The following is a 26431-nucleotide window of genomic DNA, read 5'->3' as shown; positions in this document are numbered from 1 at the left end:
TTATATTTATCCTTTTACACAAACTATTTGTTTTAAGGTATATACCACCTCAACCAAGTCTTTTTGTGCTGCCATTACTTTTTCAATATCTTTGTATGCATGAGGGATCTCATCAATAACAGCGGCATCTTTTCTGCACTCTACGCCTTGTGTAGCGGCAATTTGATCTTCAACGCTGTACACCTTCTTGGCTTTTGTTCTAGACATAACCCGGCCTGCACCATGGCTACAACTATTGAAGCTTTCAGGGTTTCCTAAACCACGAACAATAAAAGAGCGCGCGCCCATATTACCTGGAATAATGCCCATTTCACCTTTTTCAGCTCTTACTGCCCCTTTACGTGTTACAAAGCAGTCTTTACCAAAGTGATGCTCGCGAGAAATATAATTATGGTGGCAATTTACTGCGAGTTCATGGGTTGAGAACGCTACAGGTATTTGCTTTCGTAATGCTGCTATGGCATTAAACATCATAATTTCACGGTTTTTGGCGGCAAAGTCTTGCGCCCATTCAACCGCTTCAACGTAATCATCAAAAAAGTCACTGCCTTCTTCAAGATAGGCTAAATCCATATCGGGTAGATTGACTTGATGGCGCTGCATTTCTTTTTTAGCTAACTCAATAAAGTACGTCCCAATGCGATTACCCACGCCACGGCTGCCAGAGTGCAGCATGATCCATACAGTATCGTGCTCATCTAAACACAGTTCTAAAAAATGATTGCCTGTTCCCATAGTACCTAAATGGTTAACGTTGTTGCTCTTTTTTATTGCTGGGTGTTTTTCACAAATAACTTCAAACCGCGTCTGTAACTTAAGCCATTCACCCGCCACTACATCGGGTATGTTATGCCATGCACCTCTGTCGGCTTTGCCTCTATTGCTAGTTCTGCCATGCGGGACTGCTGACTCAAAAGCATGTCTAATCGCCAACAAGTTATCAGGTAGTTGGCTTGCTGTTAAAGTTGTTTTAGTGGCGACCATTCCACAGCCAATATCAACACCCACTGCGGCGGGAATAACCGCATTAACTGATGGTATAACACTGCCAATGGTTGCACCTTTACCTAAATGCACGTCTGGCATCACCGCAATATGTGAATGCACTAAGGGCATACGTGCAATATTGTTTAGTTGTTGTTGAGCTTGCTCTTCAAACGGCACGCCTTTGGTCCACGCTTTAATTGGTACACTACCTTGGTTTTCGATTACGTTATAATTTTTACACATTCGTTTTCCTCAATTCTTTTCATTATTACTTTTTGCGTAATGCTTTCTGGTTAGGCTATTTTTACTGCGCCGTTCATTAATCCTTCTAAACCGCCATACACGGTCAGATTGTTTATTCGTTCGGCGACTTTTTCTAATGCTTCCAGCTCTTTTAAACGCATTAGTGTTGGGTTGTTTTCAATCATTTTTGCAGTGTTATGTAAGCTTCTGGTTGCTGACGTTTCTTCGCGTCTTTTAATTACATTGGCTTCTGCTGCTTTTTGCGCTTCAACTACTTGGTTTAATATTATTTTCATTTCACCTGGCAAAATAATGTCTTTTACCCCGACATTCTCTAGGGTGATACCAATGTCTGTTAAAGACTGTGCAACCAGCTCTTTTACCGTTTCATTTACGTACAACTTATCCAAAAGGATATCATCGAGCGATTTTGTGCCAACGGCTTCACGTAATGCTAACTGCAAAGCTTTGTAGACAAAGTCATTCACGTTATCAACGCTTCGCGCTGCAAGCTGAGCGTCATGTACTTTAATATTGGCACTCAAATTAATGCGTAAGCTTACGCGGTCTTTACTGAGGATCTCTTGTCCTGAGATCTCGAGTAACTGTGTTCTGCAATCAAAGGTTTTTAATTCAATCTCATGATTAAATTGCCAAAAACCATAATGACCAGGTGTTAATTGTTTTAGCAGCTGACCATTTACATACAGTAAACCAATGTGCTCTTTTGCTACGTATAAATCAGCAATTGGCTTAACCGCAACAATACGATCACTTTTAATTAAACGTGACGCTGTATTTGCGCCAGCACGGTTAATTAAAAAAAGCGTTTTATCATCTAGGGCTATTTCTTCGTCGATAGATACTTTCTCTAGTCGAATATCACCCGCGTCTTGCCATAGATATAATTGTTCGCTAGGTGCGACGATCCCTTCAAGTAAGTCATTAACGTACAGAAGGCCCACTTCCGCGTTACTTAGCTTACAGTGAAAAATATGTTCATTTAGCTGTGGGTTATTTCGATACAGCCTTTCAGCATTTTGTTCCGAAAAGTACAGCGTGTTTATATCAAAATAAACAAACGATAATTCATTTTTAAAATCCCAACGTTTATGTTTTCCAGGTGTGAGTACATCTATTAGTTGTTGATTTTTGTACACAAGCACTCTTTGGTTTTCAGTGATCTCGACTATTTTTTGAAATAATTTTTTGCTTAACATTTTAAATTCCTTATTGTTTTTACTTCCCTTAAATTAAGGGGTTAGTAAGAGTTAAATACTTGTTTAATAAAAGCCCAAAACTGCATAGCGATGGGGAGCATCCAGCTTGCCACCGTTCATTCGCCTGAGGCGTTTATCAAGCATTGGTAATAACGACTTACTAACGTCTTTATATGTATGTTTAAGATGGGATTCGAACCCAAGGCAGACGGCGAACCGCTGCTCCACCAATTTAACTTTTCAATGTTGTTTGATTAGGAATACGCGGCAACAGTGTTGAGCGCACCAGAGTGACTTTTTGAATCACATCCCATTAATCAGACTCCTAGGTAATTACAAGTCATGTGCCAGTTTTGTTTAAATATTTATATTTTATTTTAACTGATTGTTTTTATTGGTTTAAGTGGTTTTTTATATGTGTTTCTAGTTGTTGCGCTTGATAGGTTTTTCATTATTTTGTATTCTTTTGTGTAGTGTTTTTATCCATATGGATACGGTTGTGAAAGATACAGTAGTCGTTAGCTTAATTGGTACGCAGTTAGATTATGTCGGTAAGAGAGTCGATCGATGGGCCAAGTGGCGACCTAATATAAGTTTATGTAGTCAAGATAATCTAATCGTTAATCAGCTACATATGCTGTATGACACTCACAGTAGCCGTCTTGCTAATAATGTTGCAGTGGATATTGAGTCTGTCTCCCCTGAAACAAATGTGCAGTTACACCAGCTTAACTTTAGTGATCCGTGGGACTTTGAAGAAGTGTATGCCAAGCTCTTTGATTGGTGTTCACACTACACTTTTGATACCGATAAAAATGATTACTTATTTCATATCACAACGGGTACGCATGTTGTGCAAATATGCAGTTACTTACTTACAGAAAGCCGGCACTTTCCAGGGCGGTTGATTCAAACATCACCAGATCATAATAACAATAATAAATCGATAGGACGCATACAGATCATCGATTTGGATTTATCTAAGTATGATCAATTAGCCACGCGGTTTGATATTGAGCACCAGCAAGGTAAAGAGTTTTTAAAAGGCGGTATAGAAACTAAGAACCAGTTTTTTAATCAGTTGATCACGCAAATAGAAAAAGTCGCTATTCGCTCGCAGGATCCAATGCTTTTAACTGGGCCTACTGGGGCCGGTAAAAGCCAGCTTGCAACCCGTATATTTCAATTAAAGAAAAAGCGCTCTATGTTAAAGGGAACGTTGGTTTCGGTAAATTGCGCTACGTTAAAAGGCGAGAATGCCATGGCTGCGTTATTTGGCCATACTAAAGGGGCGTTTACGGGGGCCCAGCAAGCAAGAGATGGGTTTTTATTGAGCGCACATGATGGCGTACTTTTTTTAGACGAAATCGGCGAGTTGGGTTTAGAAGAACAAGCAATGCTGCTGCATGCTCTTGAAAATAAAACTTTTCACCCAGTTGGCAGTGATACACCTATACAAAGTAATTTTCAGCTAATTGCTGGTACCAATAGAGATCTAAAAAAAGAGATAGATCAAGGTCATTTTAGAAGTGACTTGTTTGCTCGTATTAACTTATGGGCTTATGAATTACCAGCACTGAAAGACCGAAAAGAAGATATTCCAGCTAATATTGATTACGAAGTTGATCTCTACACTAAAAAAATGGGGGATCGCGTGCAATTTAATAAAGAAGCTAAAAATGCTTTTATTGGTTTTGCCACTTCAAATGAGGCATTATGGACTGGTAACTTTCGTGATTTGAGCTCTGCAATTACAAGATTATGTACATTGGCTGATTCTTCACGTATCACAGTAGAAGATGTGAAAGATGAAATAGCTCGCTTAAAGCAAGCTTGGTATCCACAAAACCAACAGTTAGCGTCGAGTGTCCTTTATGATTACCTAGAAAATACTCAGGTAGAAGAGTTAGATAATTTTGACATTAATCAGCTTAGTCATGTACTCACTATCTGTCAGCATCATAATAGTATGGCATCAGCTGGCAGGGAGTTATTTAACGTAAGTCGCACGCTCAAGTCTCAAGCTAATGATTCAAGCCGTTTGCAAAAATATTTGAGTAAATTTGGTTTGAAGTGGAGTGATATCTCGCCTAAATCAAAACAAGTATAGGTTAAAGCTACATCACTTATCCCGATGCGTAATTATTGTGTAGCTGCAAGATTAAATACGCAATTAAGTGGTTTGCGACTACTATTTAAGCAGTTAGCTTGTTGATTGTTAAAATAAAGGTTTTTGCTAGTGACAAGTCAGTAAAAACTTTTATACTGCAACCCGCTTTAATCGCTTAGGTGGTTAAACGCTTCTAAAATTTAGCTTTGTTTTTTAAAAACATAAGCTAATACAAAATGGCCCCTTAGCTCAGTTGGTTAGAGCACACGACTCATAATCGTTAGGTCCCCAGTTCGAGTCTGGGAGGGGCCACCACTTTTACACGCTTTCCAAGTAAATACCTAATAAACAAAATTACTCAGTTGTTCGTTTTATCAATACGATATTTACGCTTTGTTATTAAATAACAATCCTGAACTTGTATTACCTGCAGATGTAAATAAGCTATTGACTAAGGTTGAGACATTTTTTCTAACCGTTAACTGTATAAAACTTAATTCATCATCTAATTGCTTATTTAGCTCCGTTAATTGCTGTTGTTGCTGTGTTTTAGATAATGTTTCGTCATTTTTTACCGTTTTTATTTTATTCTGTAGTTGATCTATGTTCTTTAGAGTTTGTTCCTGCGAAGTTTCCTCAGGCTGTTTGGTTTCATCATCTTCTTTACTGTCAGTGTTCGCAATATTTCTGTTTTCAGAAGTGCTTGTTTTATCATTCTGAGACTTTACATCTACGTTGCTTGTAGTCGATTGTGTATTTAAATTATTTTGCTTTATATTATGTGATTCAATTTGTATTTGTGGATGAAAAGCATTCAACTTCATAAAGTCCTCTACGTGATAAAAAATTGACTGATTTTAGTTCAGGTCTGAATAAATATTTTTATGCACTTTTCGTTCCAAAAATAGGGTCTGTATTTTTAAGATTAAATATTACTAATTAAAGGTTATGTTAATGGCATTTAATGCTATTTCCTTAAAGGTGTGATAATTTGCCTCAATATTTTGGATACTTTTTTGTAAAAAATATTCTCATCAGTTTAGCTGTTGACAAACAAGCTGTTTGTTTTAAAAGTTCTCGAAGAATTACTCCTTGCTGTAATTCTGTAAGATTGATTGCGGTGTTGTAAAATAACAACTAACCTTAAGATAAAAGATTGGGGAGGTTTAATTAGTGAATGATAAATCAATGGAATGCGATAGAGTGTTGTGTAGCAATTGCACGGATGAAGAAAGCCTTGGTTTTGATTTTACAATGGCATTTCAACCAATAATAAATTGCCAAACTAACTCTATTTTTGGTTACGAGGCACTTGTTCGTGGTTTAAATAATGAATCTGCGTATTCAGTTATTTCTAAAGTGAATGATGCTAATCGTTATACTTTTGACCAGCTCTGTCGCATTAAGGCAATTGCATTAGCCGCAAAACTAGGCGTTGATTCGATGTTAAGCATTAATTTCTTACCTAATGCTATTTATAAGCCAGAACGCTGTATTCGTACTACATTAGAAGCCGCTAAAAAATATAATTTTCCTACTCAACGTATTATGTTTGAGTTTACTGAAGTTGAGAAAATAGAAGATAGTGCTCATATAAAGCGAGTCGTTGAGTATTACCAGTCTTTAGGTTTTACAACAGCCACGGATGATTTTGGATCTGGTTATTCAGGACTTAATTTATTAGCCGATTTTCAGACTGATATTATTAAGTTAGATATGGAGCTTATTCGCAATATCGATTCAGATAAAGTACGCCAAGCAATTGTGACCCATAGCTTAAACATGTTTCGCGATCTAAATATCACTCCGCTAGCTGAAGGGATAGAGACTCTTCAGGAATATACTTGGCTAAAAGCAGCGGGCATAGAGTTAATGCAAGGCTATTTATTTGCTAAGCCTGGCTTCGAAAGTTTGCCTAAAGTAGATTTTTAAGAACTACTAAGTAAGCTACTCTTTTGGAAGTGCCTGTGATAATACTGCAGCTAATGCAATAAACCCAGTTGAGATCCACAAGCAAGCTTCTAGCCCGTGTTGTTGATATACCCAGCCCGAAAGCACTGTGCCGAATAATCTGCCCATGGCATTTGCCATATAGTAAAAGCCCACATCAAGTGACACGCCATCACTATCAGCAAGGCTTACAATTAAATAGCTATGCAATGATGAGTTAATCGCAAACACCGCACCAAATATCAGTAAACCGATAATAACGGATGCTTGTATATAAAAGTCAAAATGCAGAGCTAAGGCAATCATGGCCGGTATAGCTGTTAAGTAACTGGCCCATAAAAAAGCGCTACGGCCACAGGGCACCTGAACTGATTTTTTTCCTGTACTCATTATGTTTGTAATATAAGGCGCAAAAGACTGCACTATGCCATAACCAATAATCCAGCATGCCATAAAGCCGCCAACCCACCAGTGATCCCAGGCAAATGTAGCCGCTAAAAATACCGGTAGCGCCACAACAAACCAAACATCTCTGGCGGCAAATAAAAATAGTCGTGCCGCAGAAAGTACATTAATTGCTTTGCTCTTAGAGAATAGCTCACTAAATTTGGCTTTATTTTTAGCTTTGCCTAAATCTTCTTTTAATGCGAATAAACTAAATAGCCAAACCATAGTGAGCATGCAGATCATGATTAGCATTGCGCCATGAAACTCTAGCAAAGTCAGCAGTACGCCACCTAAAAAGAAGCCAACACCTTTTAACGCATTTTTAGAACCCGTTAAAATAGCCACCCATTTGAAAAGCTGGCCTTGCGCGTCTTTTGGTACTAGTAACTTAATAGCGCTTTTGGCGCTCATTTTATTCAGATCTTTTGCGATCCCTGAAAGCGCCTGCGCAGCCATCACATAAATTACGGTGAGTGTATCTACAGGTGCCATAAGCATTGCCAAAGACACAATTTGTAATGCTAAGCCAATGTTCATGGTTTTATTCAGGCCGAATCGAGCTCCCAGCCATCCGCCCACTAAATTGGTGATCACACCAAAAATTTCATAAAACAAAAACAACATAGCAATACTAAGTGGGCTGTAACCTAATTGATAAAAATACAGCACCACGAGCATCCGCAGTGCGCCATCAGTTAAAGTAAATGCCCAGTAATTACCGGTAATGATCAAATATTGTTTTATTTGTGGGGAGAGTGCTGTGAATCGATCCACGGTTAATTATTCCTTGTCAGCTAGACCAACTTTACGTACCAGTTCCGCAGTTCGGTTCGCGTAGCCCCATTCATTGTCGTACCACACATAAAGTTTTACTTGAGTGTCGTTGATCACCATGGTTGATAGCGCATCAATGATGCTGGAACGAGGATCGGTTTTGTAGTCAATAGATACCAGTGGGCGTTCTTCGTAGCCCATAATGCCTTTTAGTTCATTTTCAGCAGCATCCTTAAGTAATTTATTTACTTCAGCAACGGTTGTACCGCGCTCAAGTTCAAATACACAGTCAGTAATTGATGCGTTAGTTAGCGGTACGCGAATAGCATGGCCATTTAGTTTACCTTTTAACTCTGGAAATATATGCGTTATTGCAGTAGCTGAACCAGTTGTAGTGGGGATCAAACTTGTGCCGCATGAACGTGCACGGCGTAAGTCTTTATGCGGCGCATCAATAATTGTTTGGGTGTTGGTTATGTCATGAATGGTGGTGATTGAGCCATGCTTGATACCAATCTTTTCATGAATAACTTTTACTACTGGTGCTAAGCAGTTAGTTGTGCATGATGCAGCGGTAATGATTGGGTAAATCTCTTTATTATAAAGGTGGTCGTTTACACCTATTACTACATTTAAAATACCCTCTTCTTTTACTGGTGCTGTAACAACAACGCGTTTTACACCTTGATCTAGGTAAGCTTGCAGTAGTGCCTTGGTTTTAATTTTACCCGACGCTTCAATAACGACGTCACAGTTTGACCAATCAGTCTGTTCTGTTTTAGTGTTTTGCGTAAAAGCAATTGTTTTACCATTAATTATAATAGTATCTTCAGTATGACTTGCTTCGTGATGCCATTTACCGTGTACTGAATCAAACGTCATTAAATGAGCGAATGTTTCAGCATTACCGCCTGGATCGTTAATATGGACAATTTCTATATCATGCCAATCAAATGCTGCGCGCATTGATAATCGGCCCATACGGCCAAAACCATTTATACCTACTTTTACTGTCATAATTACATCCTGATTAATTGTTGGGTTGTAAGTGCGGTAAAGCTAGCGCTTCATTACGTTAGCCAATGTTAAATTGTGCTGTGTCTATTAAAGTTATCGTTAACTGCAAAAGCTCACTTTATTAGGTCGTTTATGCATAGTCGCTAATCGCTTAAGGCTGTTGATGATCAGATGGAGATTACTTTCAGTGGTTGTACTAATAATCGTCTTGCTCCATTGTGGCAATCTTGGATTAATTTGGTAAAACACCCATTGTCCGTGCTTTCTATCTGTAATGATGCCGGCTTTCTTTAATACGGCTAAGTTACGCGATACCTTTGGTTGGCTTTGCTCTTGCAGTGCTACCATTAATTCGCAAACACATAACTCGCCATAGTAGTTGGTTAACATTAAAGTTTTTAATCGGATCTGATCAGTTAAGCATTTATAAAATATGCTTGGATCTATCGATAACTCGTTATCTTGATCTGAGATGGTACTACTACATAGTGGCACATACTGATGTGATTGCAGGTTATTAATATTACCGTGTACGTCAATAAACATATCCAGTCGTTTATCAAGTTCATAGAGGGTTGCGACAAAGGGCTCTAAACCTACCATTACTTTTGGATCTGCAATATCCCACGCAAGTTGCAACAGTGCGCCTTTATAAACTCTGCATTCATTGTTTGCTCTTTCACATAGCGTAATAACATAATCAAAAGTCTTATCTGTAAACTCAGCTATATGTTTTGCGCTGAGCTCAGTTATCGGCAAGTTAAACTTTTGCAAACAATTAATTGTTCTAGGATCAATATCTTTAGGAGCGATCCCAGCACTATAAACATCAAAAATCTCTCCCGCTTTATTTCTCAGTAATACTTCTGCCATTTGTGAACGGGCTGAATTCTCAGTGCACAGAAAGAGCACACTTTGCTTTGAGCTATTACTTTGGGACATGTAAATTAAATATTCTGACTGACAATATCCATTAAGTGTATATATGAAATTTCATATATACAATACTGGTGTTATTAATATCAACGTATATGAATGTGAAACCCTATTTTAGAAGGATTGAACAATAGCGATTATCTATTTTTTAGATGTGTTTTTAAGCATCTTGGCTAAAAAGCAAGCGTAAGGCATGTTTTTTATAGTTTTCTTTAAAAAACGCTTGCGTAAAATTCGCCGCGCCCTATAATGCGACCCCACTGAGACGGCAGAGCGCAACGCATAGCGGGGCATGAGCTACTCAGGGTGTTAAGTAAAACTTAAGTTTAGATTTTTAATAAAGTTTAAAATTAAGTGTTGACAAAAAAATAGGAAAGCGTAGTATGCGCAGCCCTAGCGAGATAAAGCAATGCGCTTTAATCGCAACGTTCTTTAACAATATAAAGCAATCATCTGTGTGGGCACTCGTACAGATTGAGTTCTAACAGTCGAGCTACTTAGGTAGCAAGACAAACAAATTTAGAGTCTCAATTGAAACTGAGTGACCAACAGAAGTAACTTATTTATAAGTTGCTTCGGCACAGTCAATTCAATATCGAAAGATATTAAATAAATTCAGAATTCATTGAGCTGTCGAAAGACAAAAAACTTTTAATTGAAGAGTTTGATCATGGCTCAGATTGAACGCTGGCGGCAGGCCTAACACATGCAAGTCGAGCGGTAACAGAGAGTAGCTTGCTACTTTGCTGACGAGCGGCGGACGGGTGAGTAATGCTTGGGAATATGCCTTTTGGTGGGGGACAACAGTTGGAAACGACTGCTAATACCGCATAATGTCTACGGACCAAAGTGGGGGACCTTCGGGCCTCACGCCAAAAGATTAGCCCAAGTGGGATTAGCTAGTTGGTAAGGTAATGGCTTACCAAGGCAACGATCCCTAGCTGGTTTGAGAGGATGATCAGCCACACTGGGACTGAGACACGGCCCAGACTCCTACGGGAGGCAGCAGTGGGGAATATTGCACAATGGGCGCAAGCCTGATGCAGCCATGCCGCGTGTGTGAAGAAGGCCTTCGGGTTGTAAAGCACTTTCAGTAAGGAGGAAAGGGTAGTCTTTAATAGAGGTTATCTGTGACGTTACTTACAGAAGAAGCACCGGCTAACTCCGTGCCAGCAGCCGCGGTAATACGGAGGGTGCGAGCGTTAATCGGAATTACTGGGCGTAAAGCGTACGCAGGCGGTTTGTTAAGCGAGATGTGAAAGCCCCGGGCTCAACCTGGGAACTGCATTTCGAACTGGCAAACTAGAGTGTGATAGAGGGTGGTAGAATTTCAGGTGTAGCGGTGAAATGCGTAGAGATCTGAAGGAATACCGATGGCGAAGGCAGCCACCTGGGTCAACACTGACGCTCATGTACGAAAGCGTGGGGAGCAAACAGGATTAGATACCCTGGTAGTCCACGCCGTAAACGATGTCTACTAGAAGCTCGGAGCCTCGGTTCTGTTTTTCAAAGCTAACGCATTAAGTAGACCGCCTGGGGAGTACGGCCGCAAGGTTAAAACTCAAATGAATTGACGGGGGCCCGCACAAGCGGTGGAGCATGTGGTTTAATTCGATGCAACGCGAAGAACCTTACCTACACTTGACATACAGAGAACTTACTAGAGATAGTTTGGTGCCTTCGGGAACTCTGATACAGGTGCTGCATGGCTGTCGTCAGCTCGTGTTGTGAGATGTTGGGTTAAGTCCCGCAACGAGCGCAACCCCTATCCTTAGTTGCTAGCAGGTAATGCTGAGAACTCTAAGGAGACTGCCGGTGATAAACCGGAGGAAGGTGGGGACGACGTCAAGTCATCATGGCCCTTACGTGTAGGGCTACACACGTGCTACAATGGCGCATACAGAGTGCTGCGAACTCGCGAGAGTAAGCGAATCACTTAAAGTGCGTCGTAGTCCGGATTGGAGTCTGCAACTCGACTCCATGAAGTCGGAATCGCTAGTAATCGCGTATCAGAATGACGCGGTGAATACGTTCCCGGGCCTTGTACACACCGCCCGTCACACCATGGGAGTGGGTTGCTCCAGAAGTAGATAGTCTAACCCTCGGGAGGACGTTTACCACGGAGTGATTCATGACTGGGGTGAAGTCGTAACAAGGTAGCCCTAGGGGAACCTGGGGCTGGATCACCTCCTTATACGATTTAGAACTTATTTGTTCGTAGTGTCCACACAGATGATTGTTAATTAGTGCGTATCCCTTTGGGATAACTAATTAATATGCTCTTTAAAAATTTGGAAAAGCTGATAATAAAATTCGTATAAATACAGTGTATTTGTACAGAGTTTTCAAAAGTAAAAAAGAATGATAGCAGTATCATTCAGTGCCATTTAATGAACGTTTTACGTTTGTTGATTGGTATCTACTTTAGTATTCAATATTAACTTCTGGCGAAGTTAAACTGTCACGAAACAAAGACCCGTTTGGGTTGTATGGTTAAGTGACTAAGCGTACACGGTGGATGCCTTGGCAGTTGGAGGCGATGAAGGACGTATTAACTTGCGATAAGCCTAGTCAAGCTAGTAAAAAGCACTTGAGACTAGGATTTCCGAATGGGGAAACCCACCTGCTTGCAGGTATCGTTAACTGAATACATAGGTTAACGAGGCGAACGCGGAGAACTGAAACATCTAAGTACCCGTAGGAAAAGAAATCAACCGAGATTCCGAAAGTAGCGGCGAGCGAAATCGGAACAGCCCTTAAGCTTAATTGGTGTTAATGGAAGGCTCTGGAAAGTGCCACGATACAGGGTGATAGTCCCGTACATGAAAATCCCTTTTAAGTGAAATCGAGTAGGTCGGAGCACGTGAAACTTTGACTGAATATAGGTGGACCATCATCTAAGGCTAAATACTCCCAACTGACCGATAGTGAACCAGTACCGTGAGGGAAAGGCGAAAAGAACCCCTGTGAGGGGAGTGAAATAGAACCTGAAACCGTGTACGTACAAGCAGTAGGAGCCCACTTGTTGGGTGACTGCGTACCTTTTGTATAATGGGTCAGCGACTTATATTTTGTAGCGAGGTTAACCGAATAGGGTAGCCGTAGGGAAACCGAGTCTTAACTGGGCGATTAGTTGCAAGGTATAGACCCGAAACCCGGTGATCTAGCCATGGGCAGGTTGAAGGTTGAGTAACATCAACTGGAGGACCGAACCCACTAACGTTGAAAAGTTAGGGGATGACCTGTGGCTAGGAGTGAAAGGCTAATCAAACCGGGAGATAGCTGGTTCTCCCCGAAATCTATTTAGGTAGAGCCTCGGACGAATACTTACGGGGGTAGAGCACTGTTAAGGCTAGGGGGTCATCCCGACTTACCAACCCTTTGCAAACTCCGAATACCGTAAAGTAATATCCGGGAGACACACGGCGGGTGCTAACGTCCGTCGTGAAGAGGGAAACAACCCAGACCGCCAGCTAAGGTCCCAAAGTCATAGTTAAGTGGGAAACGATGTGGAAAGGCCCAGACAGCCAGGAGGTTGGCTTAGAAGCAGCCATCCTTTAAAGAAAGCGTAATAGCTCACTGGTCGAGTCGGTCTGCGCGGAAGATGTAACGGGGCTAAACTATGCACCGAAGCTGCGGATTCAGAATTTATTCTGAGTGGTAGGGGAGCGTTCTGTAAGCGGTTGAAGGTGTACCGGGAGGTATGCTGGACGTATCAGAAGTGCGAATGCTGACATGAGTAACGATAATGCGGGTGAAAAACCCGCACGCCGGAAGACCAAGGGTTCCTATCCCATGTTAATCAGGGTAGGGTAAGTCGACCCCTAAGGCGAGGCCGAAAGGCGTAGTCGATGGGAAACGGATTAATATTTCCGTACTTGGTATAATTGCGATGGGGGGACGGAGCAGGCTAAGCAAGCATGGCGTTGGTAGTCCATGTGAAAGTGAGTAGGCTAGTGACTTAGGTAAATCCGGGTTGCTGTTAGGCTGAGACACGAGACGAGTCACTAAGGTGATGAAGTTGCTGATGCCATACTTCCAGGAAAAGCCTCTAAGCTTCAGATTATACCGAATCGTACCCCAAACCGACACAGGTGGTCAGGTAGAGAATACTAAGGCGCTTGAGAGAACTCGGGTGAAGGAACTAGGCAAAATCGTACCGTAACTTCGGGAGAAGGTACGCTCCGATTGGTGATGGGATTTACTCCCTAAGCTGATTGGAGCCGCAGTGACCAGGTGGCTGGGACTGTTTATTAAAAACACAGCACTGTGCAAAATCGCAAGATGACGTATACGGTGTGACACCTGCCCGGTGCCGGAAGGTTAATTGATGGGGTTATCTTCGGAGAAGCTCTTGATCGAAGCCCGGTAAACGGCGGCCGTAACTATAACGGTCCTAAGGTAGCGAAATTCCTTGTCGGGTAAGTTCCGACCTGCACGAATGGTGTAACCATGGCCACGCTGTCTCCACCCGAGACTCAGTGAAATTGAAATCGCAGTGAAGATGCTGTGTACCCGCGGCTAGACGGAAAGACCCCGTGAACCTTTACTACAGCTTGGCACTGAACATTGAACCTACATGTGTAGGATAGGTGGGAGACTTAGAAGATGAGACGCTAGTTTTGTTGGAGTCGTCCTTGAAATACCACCCTTGTAGTTTTGATGTTCTAACGTTGGCCCCTGAATCGGGGTTACGGACAGTGCCTGGTGGGTAGTTTGACTGGGGCGGTCTCCTCCCAAAGAGTAACGGAGGAGCACGAAGGTTGGCTAAGTACGGTCGGACATCGTACGGTTAGTGTAATGGTAGAAGCCAGCTTAACTGCGAGACAGACACGTCGAGCAGGTACGAAAGTAGGTCATAGTGATCCGGTGGTTCTGAATGGAAGGGCCATCGCTCAACGGATAAAAGGTACTCCGGGGATAACAGGCTGATACCGCCCAAGAGTTCATATCGACGGCGGTGTTTGGCACCTCGATGTCGGCTCATCACATCCTGGGGCTGAAGTCGGTCCCAAGGGTATGGCTGTTCGCCATTTAAAGTGGTACGCGAGCTGGGTTTAGAACGTCGTGAGACAGTTCGGTCCCTATCTGCCGTGGGCGTTTGAGAATTGAGAGGGGTTGCTCCTAGTACGAGAGGACCGGAGTGAACGAACCGCTGGTGTTCGGGTTGTCATGCCAATGGCATTGCCCGGTAGCTACGTTCGGAACTGATAAGCGCTGAAAGCATCTAAGCGCGAAGCAGGCCTCGAGATGAGTTCTCACTAGAGCTATAAGCTCTCTGAAGGGCCGTTGAAGACTACAACGTTGATAGGCAAGATGTGGAAGCATAGTGATATGTTAAGCTAACTTGTACTAATTACCCGTGAGGCTTAACCATACAACGCCAAACGCGTTTTATGTGATAGTTGATAGCGCAAGAAGTTAATAGACTAAAGTAGATTTACTGAAAACTTTTATTATCAGAATTCCAAATTTTAGTTAATTGCTAACGTGATTAACACCAAATTTGCTTGGTAACAATAGCGTTTTGGACCCACCTGACCCCATGCCGAACTCAGTAGTGAAACGAAACAGCGCCGATGATAGTGTAGCATTTGCTATGTGAAAGTAGGACATTGCCAGGCTCCAAATAAGAGAAACCCGTTACAGCGATGTGACGGGTTTTTTGTTGTCTGGCATAAAGTAAAAAGAAGGTTCGAGGTGAAAGGCAATAGGTTTTAGGTAAAAAAGAATAAGAGCCTAAAGCCTACTCTATACATTTGCTATGTGACTTTTTATCGCTGTAGGCACCACGACATTGCTAGGCTCCAAATTGAGAAAGCCGCTTCAGAAATGAAGCGGCTTTTTTACGTCTGGAACAAAGTTAAAACACCAAGCCAAGATCCCATGCCGAACTCACTAGTGACCGCTCTTGCAATCCTATGCTCCACGGCATGTGTATTCCTATTCATCAAACAAACGCTCCTTCACATCCCAGGGCATCTACCTTTAAAGCAATTTGAGTATGGATACTTATTTGGTGTAGTGTGCCCAAGTAATAGTAAAACAGAAGCGCTGAGTGCCCTATCGTCAATAAAGATTTCATGACGCAACACATGGGAATTAATATCAAAAGCGACGCAGGCGGGACGTCATACGGTGTGATCGTTGATGGGTAGTTTATGCCAATCGACTTAAATATTTAACCATTCTAGCGAGCTAAATAAAGTGCTAACTGCGTTATAATTTATTCAAGTAGAACAACTACATGTCGAAACTTACGCCTTGTTATCACTGTATTTATCTGTCGCTATAAATGGTCAGTAACTTTACACGATTGGTATAAATCTATTAACTATTAACTTTCTCGTTGGATCAGACCTTCAAGAGCGCGAATGTTGGTGAGTAAATCTTGCCTTTGTGGGTTAGCGTTAAGTGCTTTTTTAAGCTGGCTTAATGCTTCTTTGTAGTTTTTATTTTCAATTTCAATTTGCGCGAGACCTAACCATGCAGAGAGTTGGTACTCAGGTAAAGCTTGTGCTCGTACATACATTAACCTTGCTTGTGTCAGTTGGTTTTGTTGCTGATAGATATTTGCCAGGCTTAACAGTGCATCGCCAAGATTTGGGTCGATTGTTAATGCTTTATGTAAACTCTTTTGAGCTTGTTTAAAGTTACCTTGCTCAATTGCTAGCTGAGCGGTATAAACTGAAAACTCTGCGCGGGATTGTTTTGATAACTTATTTATGAAAGGGTTTAGTTGCGAAACGAGCTGCTTGGCTAGCTGCCATTTTTTTGTGCGATAAGCCAATTTAGGGTTTGCATACTAATCTCGCTAGCTTCTGCTATTTGAGCTGGCTGAGTGCTTGCTAATGCATTACTTAACAATTCAACAGAGCGTGAGTAGCTACCTTGTGTAAGGTGAAGTTGTGCTGCAAGTAATTGATTACTTGCATTGCTAGGTGCCAGCTTTAAAGCTACTTCAATACTTGCCAAAGCTTGTTTATTGTTGTCTTGTTGTAAGGCAATTTGTGCACGTTGTAGCCAAAGCTCTGGATTGTTAGGGGATGCATTTAATAGCTCTTTTAGCAGAGCTTGGGCTTGACCTAGATCGCCTGCAGCAATTAGTGAAAATAGTAACCCTTGTTGATATTGTGCTTGCTGTGGCTCAAGCATTAATGCCTGACGATAAGCTGCAATTGCGCTCCAAGGCTGCTCAGCTTGTACATGAATATAGGCAAGTTGCGCATAGACTTGCGCATCAGCTTGGCCAAGTTCAATACAGCGGGTTAGATGTGGCTGTGCTTGTTGATAATTACCTTGCTGCATATAGAGCAGACTTAAACCTTGATGAGCTTTAACTAAATCTGGCATGCTTGATAAACTTGCCTTTAACGCCTGCTCAGCTCCTGCAAACTGTTTTAAGGTTAACAAAACTTGGCCACGTAAAAGTTGTAACGCAGGGCTATCGTTACCTAATTCACGTTGTTTAAATGAGATCAGCAACAGCTTGGTAGTTACCTTGTTGTAATAGTGGTTTTAGTTGCTGGGCGAAGCTGCGTTCATTAGCTTCGATTTTTATATCTGTTGGGCTCAGTAAATTATTATTGATCAGCAACTGCCAGTGTGGATCGCTTGGTTGTAGCTTTACCTGCAATGAGGTTGCTTGGCTGGCAGCCATATAAAAGGTTAATGGCACGATAGCTAAAGACGTTAACCATTTTTTTGTTGTTAATTTTTTCATTGTATTTTCACTTAAATACTGGCTTTACTAAGGTTTAAATTCAATGGGCCAAATAAATCTGGCTCTCACTATTTCACCGTCTTTTTTTGGTGAACTAAACCGACTTTGCTTAATGATCTTGTCTATTTCAGGCTTTAGCTCAGGGTACGGGTTTTGTATAACATCAATTAAGCTTAATCGGCCATTTTCATCGATAAAAACATCGAGCTTCACGATGAAGGTACTCACACCTTGGCGAGTTAACTTTTTAGGTAATACTGCTTTTACGGGAGTGAGTAGCGTGGGTAAACCATCTAGTTGATTTAAGCTAAAGGCATCCCAATTAACTTCGATAGATTGAAATTCAGGAGTAGCAATTGGCATATTTGCAAGGGTTGGTTTGCTAAGCGAAATTTTACTTTCAATTTTTATATTAATGGCTTGAATAGTTGCCCCCGCACCTTCGACAACGAGGCTTTGCATCGGCTCTGTCACAGCTGATTGCGTCACGGTTGGTGGCGGAGGTGGAGGCAGTGGCACTAAAGCAACTTCACGGACGATAACTTTGTCGTTGATAACGTGCTCAGCAATTTGCCCAAGCCAAAGTAAAACTAACGCGCATGCAAGTACCGTTAGGCTCAACATAAAAGCAAAAAACGGATGACGTTTATTAGCTATTGCAGGTTGTGATGCGAGTATATTATTTTGCATATTATTGCTGGGTCGCTAAGTTAACGGTTGCTGCACCAGCAAGTTTTGCTTCGTCTATTACCTTTACTAATAGCTCGGTTGGTACGGTTTTATCAGCTTGGATCACTACCGGTCTTTGCTGTTGTTTTAGCATTTGCTCTACGCTGCTGCGCACACCGGCCACGCCAATTTGGCTACCGTCAAAGTAAACCTGCTGACTATCAGTTATGGCAAGAAAAATAACTTGTTGCTCTAATCTGCTTGCTGAGACGGCTTGCGGTTTATCAACCTCGACCCCACTTTCGCGAACGAAAACGGTGGTTACAATAAAGAAAATCAGTAGTATAAATACCACATCTAATAGTGGTGACATATCAATATGATGCGCAGACTGTTGTTCTAGGCGTTGTTTTAAACGTGCTTGCATTGGCTTAGCTCGCTTGCTGTTGGATAGCACTGTTACGTGTTACGTACAGCAAGTAAGCTTGCATCAGCCATGCAGGAATTGCGCAGACTAACCCCAGTTGTGTAGTGAGTAGAGCATTACTTATCGCTTCACTCATTAATTCGTTTTCGCCTTGCGACATCACTTTAAATGTATCGAGTAAACCAATAATGGTGCCTAATAAACCAAGTAATGGCAGCGCAGCGGTCAAAATAGAGCTGACGTCGTGCCAGTAACCTTGGCGTTGCAGTTTATATTGTTTTAAATGCAGGATATCGTGCCAAATGAGCTGATAAACAAATAGCGCTAATAGGATGATAAGCCAGCAGATAAAATTATCGAACAGTTGCTCAAACATTTTTCACCTCAAGTTGACTAAGTTGCAGTGCGAACGCTTCAAGTTGGGTGTAATAGGCTTTAGCTTTACGCGATAGTAGCGCATTGAGTACTAATGCTGGTATGGCAACAACGAGGCCAAGCTCGGTAGTGATCAAAGCTTGAGCAATACCACCAGATACCACTTCTGGATCGCCTGAGCCAAATAACGTCATCATTTTGAATGTTTCAATCATGCCACTGACTGTGCCCAATAAGCCCAGTAGCGGTGCTACCGATGCTGTGATCGCGATTGCGCCAATGTAGTTATCAAGCTTGTGTTTATTATGCATCAGCTGATTAAATAACTGGTCATCTCTTATTTGTCCTATGTTGCTATCAACAGAGAGTTGAAACAGCGTTGCTTGCATTCCGCTGAAGCTGTGTTGCTCAGGTTGATTAAACGCAGTTTGTAAAGTCAGCGTCGAGACAGCTTTGATCTTACTAAGGCTAAATAATTGATATGCCTTGAATAGCGCAATTAATAATGCAAAACATGCAAATAAAATAATAGGGATTGCCCATAAGCCACCTTTTTCAAGATGTTCAACTGCACCTTCTTGTTGCGCTTGACTGGCAACTAAGCGGGTTAAACTTGGATCAAATGTTAAAGAAGCTGCGACCTTAGCTGAGTTTGTATTTACTTGTGAGTAAGCAATATCAAATGGGTTATTCTCATCACTTGATTGAACTATAGCTACTTTTGGTACTGCAACGTTAGCTGCTGATGAAAGCAGGCCGGTTAGTTTTGGCTGTGCAACACTAAACCAAGCCACGGGACCTACTTGTAATGTTGTAGCTGCGGTCAGTTCGCCATTTTTCAATACTATATTTTGTTTTTTAAACTCTGGATATAATGCCGCGGTTTGCTGCTCTATCACCGCGACTACATCATTCAAAAGTGCTTGTTGATCGTTTTTACTTTGCGCTTGCTGAGCGTATTGACGAGTAAATCGGTTGAGTAAATTTAGCCGATATTGCTGTTGTTGTTGCCAGCTATCTAAGCGTGTTTGTAGCTGGGTTAAACTCAATGTGTCTTCATCAGCTAAACGGCGATTGAGTGTCGCTTGCTCACGCTCTTTTTTAAGTGCTTGCTGTTTTTCAAATATCTGTTGTGCCATAGTTGTTTGCTGTTTGGCAATCCGCTGTTGTGCTTTATTTAAAACGCTCTGCGCCGTTTTAATATCCGTTAGCAATTGTTGTTTGGCAGCATCCGCAGTCGCGGCTGTTACTACTTGGCTAAAACTCAGTAGTGTAACAAACCAAAAAGTACAGAATCGTTTCATTGCGTCAGCTCCTTAGCTGCATAGCTAAATACAGGCAAGGTAAGCCAGTGAGCTGCTTGTTTTTTTCTTGTACAGCGATACCGTGGGCAATTTGCTCGCCATCAATTTCAGTATCAAATTGCCATTGCCAACCTAACTCAGAAGGGAAGCCAATGCCCGCATAACTTAAATCATTACTAACAAACCATGCTTGTGCGGCACCCAAATAAAGCTGTTTTACCCATATTTCTTTGCCTTCACTATTACTGATTGCCATTTCATGAATTGAAATTCGGTTTTGAAAATCAGCCAATTGGCCAAGCATTTTTAAAGCAATTTGTAGCTTTTCATTCGCATCTAGGCTTTCGTTATCTAGATCGCCAATACTTTGCCAGCTCGCCAGTAATGGGGGAGGTAATTGTACTTGCAGTGAGCGCAATTGCTGGCTGAGCTGGATTAATTGACTATTGAGCGCGTTTTCATCGGTCTCAAGCTGGCTTTGTTTTTTAATTAGCGCAGTGCGCTTTTCTGCCAGCTCAGAGGTGTTCTTTTGACGATTTTGGTTTAGCTGTTTGAGTTGTGTTTGCTCTGCATCAAGTAATATTAATGTTTGTTGCATCGAGGTTTTTTTCTAGCCAATGTGTTTCTAACTCACTAGTTTGTTGTTCTATTTGTAACCACTGATTAACGAGGTTTTCAAGTTCGCTAACCGGATCAGCTAAGCTTGAGAATGAGCTTAGTAAAATAACTGCCCCAACAGATTTTATAAAACGTTGCATATGCTAAGTAATGCCCTAAAAGTAATAACCATTTACAGTACAAAGCCAAGCTCTGGCTTTAACTTTATAAAATTAAAAAACCTTGATTTTTAAGCGCTTAAACTTAATTTTTCACGCCACTCATGCACCCAAGTTTACTGTGCATTTACAGTCGCGTTACGTAAGTTTAAAAGTGTGAAAAATAGTACAATGATTGACAAAATAATACAAGTGATAACATTTCGCATTTACATTAATATTACTCAGTGCTAGGATTCCGCCGAACTTAAATCAACGTGCTTAAATGACTTGCTACAAAAACAACGTGTTAGCAAGTTCCCTGCTAATGGAGCTAAAATGGGTAAAATGACTAATAAACGCCGAACTTATATAAAACCGCTGGCTGCTTTTGTTACCGCAACTTTATCAACTTGGGCGTCTGCTCAAGGAGCTGAAAATATACAAGAGCTATCAGTAACCAAAGCAAAAACGCAATCGGAACAAAGCTATAAAGTTGAAAAATCATCATCAATAAAGAACACCCAGCCGTTGGTTGATACTGCAAAATCAATAACGGTTATTAACAAAGCTGTGATGAAAGATAGAAATGTAGATAGTTTGCAAGATGCGTTACGTAATGTTTCGGGTATTTCATTGGCGGCGGGTGAAGGCGGTGCGCCAGCTGGTGACAGTTTATCTATTCGTGGTTTTAGTGCTGCCAATGATATTTTTATCGATGGTATTCGTGATATTGCCGGGTACGACCGTGATACTTATAACGTTGAGCAAATCGAAGTTGCAAAAGGCCCAAGCTCAGCAACAACAGGTCGAGGTTCAACGGGCGGTAGTATTAACTTAACTACAAAAACGGCGACGTTAGATGAATTTAATGATGCTTCGCTGCGTTTAGGCACAGAGAGTGATTACCGCGCGCAAATAGATAGTAACTTTAAAGTGGCTGAAACATCAGCGCTACGTGTCAATTTACTGGTTGATAAAGGGGATGTTGCTGGGCGTGATCATGTTGAAAAAGAAAAACAAGCAGTCGCGGTTTCGTTTGCGACTGGTTTAGGAACCAATAGCCGTTTTAATCTTAATGCTGATTATCAGAATCAAGATAATATGTCTGATTACGGTATTCCGTGGGTTGGTTCTAGCCCTGTTGCTGAACTTGCTGGTAGCGAAAATGCAGCGCCACCGGTGAATTTCACTAATTTTTACGGTAACGTATATCGTGATTTTGAAGATATCGAAGCGTATTCAACAACTGCAAAGTACGAGTATGACTTGTCGCAAACAACCATGCTACGTGCTCAAGGTCGCATTGGCCGTGTAGAGCGAAAAGATACAGTAACAGCGCCGCGTTTTATTGATGTAAAAACAACAACTGATATCAGAATGAGCGACGTTAAAAATCGTGATACGCGCAATGAATTGGCAACACTGCAACTTGATTTAGTTGGTGAGTACTATTTTGCTGGTGTAAAACATAATGTGGTTACTGGTGTTGAATTAACTAACGAGACATTTAGCCGTTGGAATGTAACTGCATTGGTAGCTGATAATTTAAAGAACGAACCAGCGCTGAATGATTTATACAACCCAGATGCTTATTTACCTTACACTGGTGAGTATGGTCGTGATGGCACTAGTACTGAAGCGGTTGCTAAAACCCGTGCAATTTATGCATTCGATACAATTACATTTAATGAATATTGGCAATTAACTGCGGGTTTACGTTCAGAGCAGTACGATAGCGATTATCAGTATGATTACAAGGATCCAGCATTAATGATCTCAACTAGCGATACCATGACTAGTTGGAACGCATCTGCCGTATATAAGCCAAGTCAAAATAGCAGCATTTACTTTGGTGCAGGTAACTCGTATAACCCATCGGCTGAAGGCATTGCAGTATCTACTCGTGGTAATTCAAGTGAGTTAGATCCGGAGAAGAGCCAAAGCTATGAGTTAGGCACTAAATGGAATTTACTTGATGATAAGTTGATGACCAGTGCCGCTATTTTTAGAACGGTTAAAACTAATGCGCGCGTGGATGATCCTAATAGTGATCAGCGTGGTGTTGAAGTGCTTGATGGTGAGCAACGAGTGCAAGGTTTAGAGTTGTCTGCAACAGGTATTATCACTGACGAATTAAGTATTATCGGTTCTTATACCTATCAAGATAGCGAAGTTACTGAATCTACGGTTGATGGTGATGTTGGGCATAACTTGGCTCGAGCACCTAAAAATAGCTACAGTGTTTGGGCTCGATATGACTTTAGCGACGCGATAGCTGCAGGTTTTGGCGCACAATATATTGGTGAGCGTTATAATGGTAATTCAGCGACCAGTCGTAAAGCCGATAGTTATGTTTTGTTCGATATGATGCTTTCTTATCAAGCAACTGAGCAGTTAAGCATTCAGTTTAATGGTGAGAATTTAACGGATGAAGATTATGAAGATAAACTAGGTGGCGGACACTTTATTCCTGGTCAAGGTCGTTATTTTACACTAACGGCTAGTTATTCTTTCTAATTACAAACTAATGTTTGTTGAATAGGTTAAAGCTTATTAAACAGGTTAATGCTTATTAGCCTGTTTTTTAAGATTTGGGAACTTCCATGCTATTAAAAATACCAGACTTGCTCAGTGCTGATGAAGTCGCTTATTGCCGTAATGTTTTATTGGCCGCGCAATGGACTGATGGCAGTGTTACCGCAGGTTATCAATCAACTAAGACCAAAAATAACTTACAATTACCTGAGCAAAGCGCTGCAACCAAAGAGCTCGGTGATATAGTTATGGGCGCTCTGGCTCGCAGTGATCTATTTATGTCAGGGGCGTTGCCTGCAAAAATTTTTCCACCTTTATTTAACTGTTACCAAGGTGGCCAATCGTTTGGTATTCATGTTGATAATGCGATTCGACAAGTACCTGGCACACCAGTGAAAATTCGTACGGATTTATCAATGACGTTATTTTTGAGCGAACCAGAAGACTATGATGGTGGCGAACTCGTTATTGAAGATACTTATGGCTCTCACATAGTAAAACTCCCTGCAGGTAGTATGGTGTTGTATCCATCAACCAGTTTACATAAAGTCACTCCCGTAACTCGGGGGCGACGTTTAGCTTCATTTTTTGGTTGCAGAGCATGGTTAATAGCGATGAAAAGCGTGGTTTGCTATTTGAGTTGGATATGTCGATTCAAAGCTTGCGCGAAAAAGTCAGCGATAGCCCTGAGATTGTTAGGTTAACTGGTGTGTATCATAATTTATTAAGGCAATGGGCACAGACGTAAACAGGTTGTAGTGATGTGTATTTAAACTCAAAATATAAAAGTATATATTTATAAGGCGCTACCACGATTGGTTAAGTGATAGCGCTTTTTAGATCTTACAATGCACATTATTAAATATGTTATTGAAATAGTAGTTAATTAAGACTTTTTTTGCAAAGCTAACAATTACCAGTAAATTTGCGATAAACCATAAGTCTTTAATAACAAAAAGGCCTAATCTTGCAAGTAGTGTTGAGCTGTCAAAAGCTCCTTCAGCTGAGAATAAAAATGTCTGCGTCATTAAAAATACGGCACTGCAGCCAAGAGCCGCAACATAAATGGCTAATGGATGCTTTTTAATGATAGCCAAAGCGAGTGCTAAAGAAAAAAAGATGTCGTACGCACCAATTAGATTAGACGCTGTTTGCACTGAAAATAAGGTATATAACCAAGACATAAAAATAGAGGTTGATACCAGTGATATAATTCCATTTGCTTCAAACTCGTAAAATTTCATACCACCAATCCAAATAAGCACTAATGCAACAGGAAAGAAGTTCAAAATTACCATGCCTTGAGCTGACAAGCGCTGCGGTTTATAAAGGTAAATAGCGAGAGAAACAAGTGCGGTGTACTTAATTATGCCTTGCCCAGAGCCTATAATTGGGAAGCCACCTAAGTCAGTCATCCAGCGGCTTTCACTTAATAAGGTAACAAGCGGTATAACGGCAAGAGTGATCAGGCTAACAAAAGCAGGGGTCTGAAAACGTGATTGTTTTAAACTTAAAATAATAAATAAAGCGGTTACTAAAAAAGCCACTCCAGCGAGTATTGATTGCCCAGTTTCAGGGATTACATTGGCTAATTGATAAAAATTGAAAATAGCATGCACATTATTTACCCCTGCTCCTAATAAGAGGCTAAGACCCAATAGCGATAAGCTAATAATTAGCAGTGAATGAATACTGTAACGAGTATAGGTTGGTTGCATTTTTGATAGGTGATTAAATATAGATACTGTAAAAGAGTGGTAAACGAGACTTTTTATTTCAAAAAATATAAAAAAACCAGCTTATTGAAGCTGGTTTAAGTTTTGCTATTTATACCCATTTGGGTTGTTACTTTGCCAACGCCACGTATCTTTCATCATCACATCGATACCACGCTCTGCTTGCCAATCAAGTTCACTAAGAGCTTTTTCAGGCGCTGCATAACAAGCTGCAATATCACCTGGGCGACGAGGTGATACCTGATACGGAATATCTTTACCACAGGCTTTGCTAAATGCGTTGAGCATTTGTAGCACCGAATAACCATTACCGGTGCCAAGATTGTAAACATGGGCACCGGTATCTTGGTTTATTTTATTAAGTGCCTTTAAATGACCAAGCGCTAAGTCAACAACATGGATGTAATCACGCACACCAGTACCATCAACCGTATCATAGTCATCGCCGAAGATACCCAGCTGCTTTAATTTACCCACTGCCACTTGCGCTATGTAAGGTAATAAGTTGTTTGGAATACCATTGGGATCTTCACCAATTAGGCCTGACTCGTGCGCACCTACGGGATTAAAGTAACGCAAAATTGCAAATGCAAAGCGCTCATCTGATTTAGCGATGTCTTGTAACATCATTTCAACCATCAGTTTTGATGTGCCGTATGGATTAGTAGTGCCACCTACCAGGAAATCTTCTTGAATTGGCAGGCTTGTTGGATCACCATATACTGTTGCCGATGAGCTAAATACAAGTTTAAACACACCTGCATCGCGCATAGCATCAACGAGAGTCAGCGTACCTTGCACGTTATTTTGGTAATACTCAATGGGTTTCACCATTGATTCACCGACAGCCTTTAAACCGGCAAAATGAATAACACTCTCAATTGTATGTTTTGCAAAAACGCTGGCCAAAAATGTTTTATCAAGGATGTCACCTTGATAAAAGTGCACAGTTTTACCAGTGATTTTTTTTACACGCTCAAGTGATTCCACACTCGAGTTGCTTAAATTATCAATGATAACAACATCATTATCTTGTTGTAATAATTCAACAACAGTGTGTGAGCCTATGTATCCCGCGCCACCTGTTACTAAAATTGTCATGAAATCTCCATATATAAGGTGAAGGTGTATAGTTGTAATTTCATCATAAATAGCACTTCAATACATGCTTTATCTGATCTTTTTGTTGTTCCATGATGTTACGGTATCAATTAATCATA

The 26431-nt window shown here is 41.1% G+C and carries 20 protein-coding genes, 1 tRNA gene, 3 rRNA genes and 1 pseudogene; 8 read left to right on the top strand and 17 right to left on the bottom strand.

The genetic code is table 11. From position 1 onward, the window contains the following. Nucleotides 1–6: 6 nt before the first annotated feature. The gene (locus tag P4S61_RS05915) at nt 7–1230 is read right to left on the bottom strand and encodes an RtcB family protein (RefSeq protein ID WP_337117943.1); all 1224 of its coding nucleotides are present in this window, start codon (nt 1228–1230) and stop codon (nt 7–9) included. Between the two features lie 50 nt (nt 1231–1280). Then, on the bottom strand, nt 1281–2450 hold the full coding sequence (locus P4S61_RS05910; protein ID WP_337117942.1) for a slipin family protein: 1170 nt from the start codon (nt 2448–2450) through the stop codon (nt 1281–1283). A gap of 499 nt (nt 2451–2949) precedes the next feature. Here P4S61_RS05910 and rtcR point away from each other — a divergent pair, with 499 nt between their 5' ends. Next, nucleotides 2950–4560, top strand: coding sequence for an RNA repair transcriptional activator RtcR (gene rtcR / locus P4S61_RS05905; RefSeq protein WP_337117941.1), 1611 nt, complete (start codon nt 2950–2952; stop codon nt 4558–4560). Nucleotides 4561–4798: 238 nt separating this feature from the next. Next, nucleotides 4799–4875: transfer RNA gene (locus tag P4S61_RS05900), tRNA-Ile, on the top strand. A 71-nt stretch (nt 4876–4946) separates the two neighbouring features. Here the strand turns inward: P4S61_RS05900 and P4S61_RS05895 are convergent. Beyond that, the gene (locus P4S61_RS05895) at nt 4947–5384 is read right to left on the bottom strand and encodes a hypothetical protein (RefSeq protein WP_182735831.1); all 438 of its coding nucleotides are present in this window, start codon (nt 5382–5384) and stop codon (nt 4947–4949) included. Between the two features lie 349 nt (nt 5385–5733). On the opposite strand from P4S61_RS05895, the gene P4S61_RS05890 reads away from it, so the two are divergent. Continuing rightward, a complete protein-coding gene (locus P4S61_RS05890; protein WP_337117940.1) occupies nt 5734–6492 on the top strand; it encodes an EAL domain-containing protein in 759 nt (252 codons plus the stop codon). Between the two features lie 15 nt (nt 6493–6507). On the opposite strand, the gene arsJ is transcribed toward P4S61_RS05890, so the two are convergent. From arsJ to P4S61_RS05875, 3 genes are all read right to left on the bottom strand, one after another. Beyond that, a complete protein-coding gene (gene arsJ / locus P4S61_RS05885) occupies nt 6508–7731 on the bottom strand; it encodes an organoarsenical effux MFS transporter ArsJ (protein ID WP_337117939.1) in 1224 nt (407 codons plus the stop codon). A gap of 6 nt (nt 7732–7737) precedes the next feature. After that, nucleotides 7738–8748 carry an ArsJ-associated glyceraldehyde-3-phosphate dehydrogenase gene (locus P4S61_RS05880; protein ID WP_145238745.1) on the bottom strand — a complete coding sequence of 337 codons (1011 nt, stop codon included), beginning with the start codon at nt 8746–8748 and terminating at the stop codon, nt 7738–7740. 99 nt (nt 8749–8847) lie between these two features. Beyond that, entirely contained in the window at nt 8848–9690 is an 843-nt protein-coding gene (locus P4S61_RS05875; RefSeq protein ID WP_337117938.1) for a metalloregulator ArsR/SmtB family transcription factor, read from the bottom strand. 646 nt (nt 9691–10336) lie between these two features. Here P4S61_RS05875 and P4S61_RS05870 point away from each other — a divergent pair. The 3 genes from P4S61_RS05870 to rrf all read left to right on the top strand — a co-directional run bounded on the left by P4S61_RS05870 (nt 10337) and on the right by rrf (nt 15308). Continuing rightward, nucleotides 10337–11878 (top strand): 16S ribosomal RNA (locus P4S61_RS05870). Nucleotides 11879–12175: 297 nt separating this feature from the next. Next, nucleotides 12176–15061, top strand: a 23S ribosomal RNA gene (locus P4S61_RS05865). Nucleotides 15062–15193: 132 nt separating this feature from the next. Then, a 5S ribosomal RNA gene (rrf, locus tag P4S61_RS05860) occupies nt 15194–15308 on the top strand. Together the 16S, 23S and 5S rRNA genes form the textbook arrangement of a ribosomal RNA operon. Nucleotides 15309–16021: 713 nt before the next feature. On the opposite strand, the gene P4S61_RS05855 is transcribed toward rrf, so the two are convergent. Genes P4S61_RS05855 through P4S61_RS05815 form a run of 9 tightly spaced genes read right to left on the bottom strand, consistent with a single transcriptional unit; the run spans nt 16022 to nt 20940 of the window. Next, nucleotides 16022–16474, bottom strand: a complete 453-nt coding sequence (locus tag P4S61_RS05855) for a tetratricopeptide repeat protein (RefSeq protein WP_337117937.1) — start codon at nt 16472–16474, stop codon at nt 16022–16024. Next, complete coding sequence (locus P4S61_RS05850) at nt 16444–17169, bottom strand: tetratricopeptide repeat protein (protein ID WP_337117936.1); 726 nt, start codon at nt 17167–17169, stop codon at nt 16444–16446. The genes P4S61_RS05855 and P4S61_RS05850 overlap by 31 nt, the downstream gene beginning before the upstream one ends. Next, the gene (locus P4S61_RS05845) at nt 17153–17407 is read right to left on the bottom strand and encodes a hypothetical protein (protein ID WP_337117935.1); all 255 of its coding nucleotides are present in this window, start codon (nt 17405–17407) and stop codon (nt 17153–17155) included. Before P4S61_RS05845 ends, P4S61_RS05850 begins: the two co-directional genes overlap by 17 nt. A gap of 27 nt (nt 17408–17434) precedes the next feature. Further along, complete coding sequence (locus P4S61_RS05840; protein ID WP_149983263.1) at nt 17435–18097, bottom strand: hypothetical protein; 663 nt, start codon at nt 18095–18097, stop codon at nt 17435–17437. 1 nt (nt 18098) lies between these two features. Further along, nucleotides 18099–18503 carry an ExbD/TolR family protein gene (locus P4S61_RS05835; RefSeq protein ID WP_149983262.1) on the bottom strand — a complete coding sequence of 135 codons (405 nt, stop codon included), beginning with the start codon at nt 18501–18503 and terminating at the stop codon, nt 18099–18101. Between the two features lie 4 nt (nt 18504–18507). Continuing rightward, nucleotides 18508–18879, bottom strand: coding sequence for a MotA/TolQ/ExbB proton channel family protein (locus tag P4S61_RS05830; protein ID WP_145234597.1), 372 nt, complete (start codon nt 18877–18879; stop codon nt 18508–18510). After that, entirely contained in the window at nt 18872–20182 is a 1311-nt protein-coding gene (locus P4S61_RS05825) for a MotA/TolQ/ExbB proton channel family protein (RefSeq protein WP_149983260.1), read from the bottom strand. The genes P4S61_RS05830 and P4S61_RS05825 overlap by 8 nt, the downstream gene beginning before the upstream one ends. A 4-nt stretch (nt 20183–20186) precedes the next feature. Beyond that, nucleotides 20187–20780 (bottom strand): DUF3450 family protein, encoded by a 594-nt coding sequence (locus P4S61_RS05820; protein ID WP_337117933.1) that lies wholly within the window; start codon nt 20778–20780, stop codon nt 20187–20189. After that, entirely contained in the window at nt 20755–20940 is a 186-nt protein-coding gene (locus tag P4S61_RS05815; RefSeq protein WP_337117932.1) for a hypothetical protein, read from the bottom strand. Before P4S61_RS05815 ends, P4S61_RS05820 begins: the two co-directional genes overlap by 26 nt. Nucleotides 20941–21276: 336 nt before the next feature. Here P4S61_RS05815 and P4S61_RS05810 point away from each other — a divergent pair, with 336 nt between their 5' ends. Both P4S61_RS05810 and P4S61_RS05805 read left to right on the top strand, forming a co-directional pair. Further along, a complete protein-coding gene (locus tag P4S61_RS05810; protein ID WP_337117931.1) occupies nt 21277–23457 on the top strand; it encodes a TonB-dependent receptor in 2181 nt (726 codons plus the stop codon). An 86-nt stretch (nt 23458–23543) separates the two neighbouring features. Further along, nucleotides 23544–24223, top strand: a pseudogene (locus tag P4S61_RS05805) (Fe2+-dependent dioxygenase). An 88-nt stretch (nt 24224–24311) separates the two neighbouring features. Here the strand turns inward: P4S61_RS05805 and P4S61_RS05800 are convergent. Both P4S61_RS05800 and galE read right to left on the bottom strand, forming a co-directional pair. Beyond that, nucleotides 24312–25193: a DUF417 family protein gene (locus tag P4S61_RS05800; RefSeq protein WP_337117930.1), complete on the bottom strand. Its 882-nt coding sequence runs from the start codon at nt 25191–25193 to the stop codon at nt 24312–24314. 105 nt (nt 25194–25298) lie between these two features. After that, complete coding sequence (gene galE, locus P4S61_RS05795) at nt 25299–26312, bottom strand: UDP-glucose 4-epimerase GalE (RefSeq protein WP_337117929.1); 1014 nt, start codon at nt 26310–26312, stop codon at nt 25299–25301. Nucleotides 26313–26431: the final 119 nt, after the last annotated feature.

Origin of the sequence: Pseudoalteromonas sp. B160 (genome assembly GCF_037162485.1) — a bacterium.
Lineage (GTDB): Bacteria > Pseudomonadota > Gammaproteobacteria > Enterobacterales > Alteromonadaceae > Pseudoalteromonas > Pseudoalteromonas rhizosphaerae.
This window is presented reverse-complemented; position numbering and strand designations above follow the sequence as displayed.